This window comes from Aeromonas fluvialis (assembly GCF_000819885.1).
Taxonomy (GTDB): domain Bacteria; phylum Pseudomonadota; class Gammaproteobacteria; order Enterobacterales; family Aeromonadaceae; genus Aeromonas; species Aeromonas fluvialis.
Genome location: NZ_CDBO01000024.1, coordinates 1 through 5,980 on the forward strand (window position 1 = coordinate 1; position 5,980 = coordinate 5,980).

At 58.1% G+C, this 5,980-nt stretch carries 3 protein-coding genes and 1 pseudogene; 3 read left to right on the forward strand and 1 reads right to left on the reverse strand.

Features of this window, described 5'->3' with window-relative positions:
- Positions 1-114 precede the first annotated feature (114 nt).
- A pseudogene (locus tag BN1125_RS05945) lies at positions 115-820 on the forward strand (IS630 family transposase); the annotation flags it as partial.
- A gap of 159 nt (positions 821-979) precedes the next feature.
- The gene (locus BN1125_RS05950; protein WP_042011222.1) at positions 980-1,399 is read left to right on the forward strand and encodes a CBS domain-containing protein; all 420 of its coding nucleotides are present in this window, start codon (positions 980-982) and stop codon (positions 1,397-1,399) included.
- 158 nt (positions 1,400-1,557) lie between these two features.
- Here BN1125_RS05950 and BN1125_RS19850 read toward each other — a convergent pair whose 3' ends face one another.
- The gene (locus BN1125_RS19850; RefSeq protein ID WP_425283622.1) at positions 1,558-1,854 is read right to left on the reverse strand and encodes a zinc ribbon domain-containing protein; all 297 of its coding nucleotides are present in this window, start codon (positions 1,852-1,854) and stop codon (positions 1,558-1,560) included.
- 213 nt (positions 1,855-2,067) lie between these two features.
- On the opposite strand from BN1125_RS19850, the gene hrpA reads away from it, so the two are divergent.
- The gene (gene hrpA, locus BN1125_RS05955; protein ID WP_042011221.1) at positions 2,068-5,967 is read left to right on the forward strand and encodes an ATP-dependent RNA helicase HrpA; all 3,900 of its coding nucleotides are present in this window, start codon (positions 2,068-2,070) and stop codon (positions 5,965-5,967) included.
- The last annotated feature ends 13 nt before the right edge of the window (positions 5,968-5,980 follow it).

Genomic DNA, 5,980 nt, shown 5'->3' on the forward strand with positions numbered 1-5,980 from the left:
CATGGCTTCGGGCGTGGCGGTTTTGTTAGGCGATAAAATCAGATCACAAACGAAGCCTTTTTCATATCTATTTCAATTGGTTGTCGCTAAAGATCCTGTATATGTATTCAGGCTTACATCGAGCAAACCTTCGGTGTGGCTTATCAGCTTTCGAATATCTCTCGCCTGCTCAAACAGATGGGCTTCTTCTGGATCACCAGCCGCTCAAAACATCCAAAACAGGATAACCAAGCGCAGGAGGCGTTTAAAAAACGTCCAGCTGGAAACGATCATGAACATTCCGAGCCACGTCAGTCTCGCTGATCTTGATGTCTGGTTTCAGGAAGAGGCGCGCTTTGGACAGCAGAATACGACGACCCGCCTCTGGGCTAAAACGGGCTCTCGCCCCCGAGCACTGCAACAACCGCAATTTGAGTATGCCTACCTGTTTGGGGCTGTTTGCCCGGCGATGGGAGAAACGGAGGCGCTGTTAAGCCCGGTAGCCAATCAGGAAGTAATGAAACAGCACCTGGCGTTGATATCAGCGCGAACGAAAGCAGGGCGACATGCCGTTGTGGTCATGGCTGGTGCTGGTTGGCATACAAGCGGGTGTGCCGAGGCATTTCCCAATCTGACCCTGATTAAATTGCCTCCCTATTCTCCTGGGCTCAACCCGGTGGAGCAGGTCTGGAGCTGGTTGCGACAACATACGCTAGCGAATCGAACCTTTAAGGGGTATGACGATATTGTCGACGCCTGCAGCAATGCCTGGATGGGTTTCATCGCGGACGTAGAGCGGGTGAAATCGCTCTGCCATCGGGATTGGATAACAATGACCTAATGCTTAATGTGATTGGTATAACTCACAGAACCTTTAAAAAATTGATCACCAAATCAAACCGGTGGCGACAAAACCAGACGGCGGTGAACGGACTATGCTTGGGATAAGCCGTGCATAGTGCCGGTATCTGCGCGCAAGGCGCCGATTGGGGGAATGGATATGGAATCGCTAAAAGTCAGGGACTATATGCAAAACAGGCCGATCACCTTCAAGGCGGACATGATGGTGCAAGCGGCCGTGGAAAAATTTTTGAACAGCCACCAGTTGGGAGGGCCGGTTGTCGATGAAACGGGGCGTCTGCTTGGCTGGATTTCCGAGCAGGACTGTATCGCAGTGATGCTCAAGGAGGCGTATCACTGCGAGCAGGTGGCCCAGGTCAAGGATGTGATGCGCAAGGAGGTGCTGACGGTGGGACCGGATACCAGCATTCTGGCGCTGGCGGAGATGATGCTGGGACAAAAGCCCAAAATCTATCCGGTGGTGGAGAAGGGAAAATTGCTCGGGGTGATCAATCGCCACAATGTCATGCAGGCTATCCATGCCCAGCTGACAACCTGTTTTGTGCATAACCACGGCTAAGTGCTGACCGGATGTAACAGAAGCAGGCCAATGGCCTGCTTCGTTGTATTGGACGGTAGCGGGTTCACTCATCAGCAGCCTGCTATTTAACGTCCTCCCCCACCTCTCGCTAACGCTCGCTGGTCGTTGACCGGGAAGGAGGGGGATTCCTACCGTGGCTAGGCGAAAACGCCTAACTCACCTCGGTGGGTTCCTGTGGCTGGCGGCATTATTGCTCCGCTCACTTCACAGGCTAACCGGGCGTGTCCCGCCCTTAATACATTGATTGCGCCAACAACATCGGCGTTTTCCTCAAAGCCGCATTCTACACACTGGAACTTGGCTTGAGTTTGCCTATTGTCTGCCGAAATATGTCCACAACATGGGCACGTTCGGCTTGTATTCTTCGGCGGCACAGCTATCAGGTGCTCGCCATTCCATGTCAACTTGTAGTCGAGCCGACGCCGAAACGCCAAACCACCCTTGATCGAGGAGCGCTTTGTTCAGACCTGAGCTTGGCCCGCACGTTTTTTCCTGGTTCATTCACACTGCCTGCCGCTGATTTGGAGGCCTATTTGCTTCTCCTGTGTCTCATGTTAAGGCTTGCACCTGCTGGCTGTGCTCTTTAGGATCTCCCCCAGCTATCGATATGGCCCCCTTGCCGGGCACTCTTTTAAGGAATTCGTACCTTGTCTCTCTCTATCGAGGCGCTGCGCCGCCGTCTCCCTGCCTGCATGAATCTCGACGCCCGCCGTCTCTCCAGCCGCCTGCACGGGGTCAAAAAGTTGCCTGAAGACAAACAGGCCGCCGTGCTTGAGAGCATTGCCGCCGACCTGGATGCTGCGCAGGCACGCTACCAGTCCCGTCTGGCGGGCGTGCCCAAGGTCACCTATCCGGACAACCTGCCGGTCAGCCAGAAGCAGGCGGAGATCGCCAAGGCGATCAGTGAACATCAGGTGGTGATCATTGCCGGTGAAACCGGCTCGGGCAAAACCACCCAGATCCCCAAAATTTGTCTGGCACTGGGGCGCGGGGTGAAAGGCTTTATCGGCCACACTCAGCCGCGCCGTCTGGCTGCCCGCACCGTCGCGGCCCGTATTGCCGAGGAGATGGCGTCCGAACTCGGCCACTACGTGGGTTACAAGGTGCGCTTTACCGATCAGGTGAGCGAGCAGACCCACATCAAGCTGATGACCGACGGGATCCTGCTGGCGGAGATCCAGAATGACCGGATGCTGACTCAGTACGACACCATCATCATCGATGAGGCCCACGAGCGCAGTCTCAACATCGACTTCATCCTGGGCTATCTCAAGCAACTGCTGCCCAAGCGCCCCGATCTCAAGGTGATCATCACCTCGGCCACTATCGACCCGCAACGTTTCTCCCGCCATTTCAACAAGGCGCCGGTGATCGAGGTCTCCGGCCGCACTTATCCGGTGGAGGTGCGCTACCGTCCACTCGTCAGTGACAAGAGCGAAGGGCTTGAAGAGCGCGATGAACTGCAGGGGATCTTCGATGCGGTGGAAGAGCTGGCACGCGAAGGGCTGGGGGACATCCTTATCTTCATGAACGGCGAGCGGGAGATCCGCGATACCGCCGATGCCCTGCGCAAGCTCAATCTGCGCGATACCGAGGTGCTGCCGCTCTACGCCCGCCTCTCCAACGCCGAGCAGAACAAGGTATTCCAGCAACATGCCGGACGGCGCATCGTGCTCGCCACCAACGTGGCGGAGACCTCGCTGACAGTGCCGGGCATTCGTTATGTCATCGATCCGGGTACTGCCCGCATCAGCCGCTACTCCTGGCGCACCAAGGTGCAGCGGCTGCCCATCGAGCCGGTTTCCCAGGCCAGCGCCAACCAGCGCAAAGGGCGCTGCGGCCGGGTGGCAGACGGTATCTGTATCCGCCTCTACTCCGAGGAGGATTTCAACGGCCGTCCGGCCTTTACCGACCCCGAGATCCTGCGCACCAACCTGGCATCCGTCATCCTGCAGATGCTGGCGCTCGGCCTTGGCAATATGGAAGCCTTCCCCTTCGTTGAGCCGCCGGAGTCGCGCCATATCAAGGACGGTCTGACCCTCTTGAAAGAGCTGGAGGCGGTGCGCGAGCTACCCGCCACCGGCGATCGCCAAGCCAAACTGCAGTTGACCGAGACCGGTCGCCAGCTGTCGCGCATTCCCCTTGATCCGCGTTTGGCGAAGATGGTGATCACGGCGGCGCAAACTGGCTGCCTGAGCGAGGTGATGGTGATCACCGCCGCCCTCAGCATTCAGGATCCCCGCGAGCGGCCCATGGAGAAGAAGCAGGCAGCCGATGAGCAGCACAGACGCTTTGAAGACAAGGATTCCGACTTCCTCGCCTTCGTCAATCTGTGGAATTACCTGAAAGAGCAGCAGGATGCCCTTGGCAGCAATCCGTTCCGCCGCATGTGCCAGAAGGAATTTCTCTCTTACCTGCGGGTGCGCGAATGGCAGGACATCCATTTCCAGCTGCGCCAGACGGTCAAAGAGCTGGGTTTTAAAGCCAACCATGAACCGGCAGATTTCAAGACGGTGCACTGCGCGCTGCTGACCGGTCTCTTGAGCCATATCGGCAACAAGGATCTGGAAAAGCCCGAATTCCTTGGTGCTCGCAATGGTCGCTTCCACCTCTTCCCGGCCTCGGGTCTGTTCAAAAAGCCGCCCAAGTGGGTGATGGCTGCCGAGCTGGTGGAGACCTCGCGCCTCTACGCTCGCATCAACGCCAAGGTGGAACCGGAATGGGTGGAGCCGCTGGCAGGTCACCTCATCAAGCTGCACCACAGCGACCCCCACTGGTCGAAGAAAAACGGTGTCGTGATGGCCAAGGAGAAGGTGACCCTCTATGGTCTGACGCTGGTCGTTGATCGCATTATCAACTTCAGCCGTATCGATCCGGCGCTGTGTCGTGAGCTCTTTATCCGCCGCGCGCTGGTGGAGGGGGATTTCGAGACCCGCCACCGCTTCTTCAGCGACAACCGCAAACTCTTGGCCGAGGTGGAAGCGCTGGAGCACAAATCCCGTCGGCGCGACATTCTGGTGGATGACGAGGATCTGTTCCGCTTCTACGATGCCCGTTTGCCGGAGGATGTGATATCAAGCCGTCACTTCGACAAGTGGTGGAAGGAGGCGCAAAAGCAAGATCCCGAGCGGCTCAACTTCGAAAAAGAGATGCTGATGAAGGGGGATGCGGCCCATATCAGCGATCTCGACTACCCCAACTTCTGGCAGCAGGGGCGTCTCAAGCTCAAGTTGACCTATCAGTTCGAGCCGGGGGATGCGGCGGACGGTGTGACCCTGCATATTCCGCTGCCGCTCTTGAATCAGGTTGAGGTGAAGGGGTTCGAGTGGCTGATCCCGGGGCTTCGCCATGAGCTGTTGGTGTCCCTCATCAAGTCGATGCCAAAGCCGATGCGCAAGAACTTCGTGCCGGCCCCCAACTACGCCGATGCGCTGCTTGCCAGTATCAATCCCGAGCAGGGGCCGCTCTTGGACGAGATGGAGCGCCAACTGCGGCGGATGACCGGTGTGACCGTGCCCCGTGAATCCTGGGACTGGGCTGCGGTGCCCGATCACCTGAAACTCACCTTCCGGGTGGTGGACGACAAGCACAAGAAGGTGGCGGAAGGTAAAGACCTGGAAGCATTGAAAGAGTCGCTGCGTGGCAAGGTGCAGGAGACCCTGTCGCAAGTGGCGGACGACGATATCGAGCAGTCCGGCCTCACCCTATGGAGCTTTGGCGAGCTGCCGCAGGAGTACAGCCAGAAGCGTGGTGGCTTCGAAGTGAAAGCCTATCCGGCGTTGGTGGATCAGAAGGATTCGGTCGCCATTCAGCTGGTCGAGAGCCCGGCGGTGCAACAGCAGCTGATGTGGGCCGGTCAGCGCCGGCTGGTGCTGCTCAACGTGCCGTCGCCCATCAAGTACCTGCAGGAGAAGCTGCCCAACAAGGCCAAGCTGGGGCTCTACTTCAACCCCTTTGGCAAGGTGGCGGAGCTGATTGATGACTGCATTGCCTGTGGCTGCGACAAGCTGATCGAGCAGCACGGCGGCATGGCTTGGGACGAGGCCGGTTTTGAGGCGCTCAAGGAGTTTGTCCGTGCCGAGCTCAACGATGCGGTGGTAGAGGTGGCAAGCCAAGTGGAAGCCGTGCTGACCCTTTCCCATGAGATCAAGAAACGGCTCAAGGGCAAGATGCAGCTCGACACCGCCTTTGCCATGTCCGACATCCAGCAGCAGCTTGGCAACCTTATTCACAAGGGGTTCGTGACCGAGACCGGCTGGCAGCGGCTGCCGGACGTGCTGCGTTACCTGCGTGCCATCGAGCGGCGCCTCGAGAAGCTGGCTATCGATCCCAACCGGGATCGGGTCTACATGCTCAAGGTGCAGAGCGTGGAGTCGGAATACAAGGCGCTGCTGGCCAAGATCCCCAAATCCCAGCTGGTGCCCACCGAGGTGGCCAATATCCGCTGGATGATCGAGGAGTTGCGGGTCTCCTTCTTTGCCCAGAATCTGGGGACCCCCTATCCGGTCTCCGATAAACGGGTGCTTAACGCTATCGCTCAGTGGTGACTGCTCCCCGCCG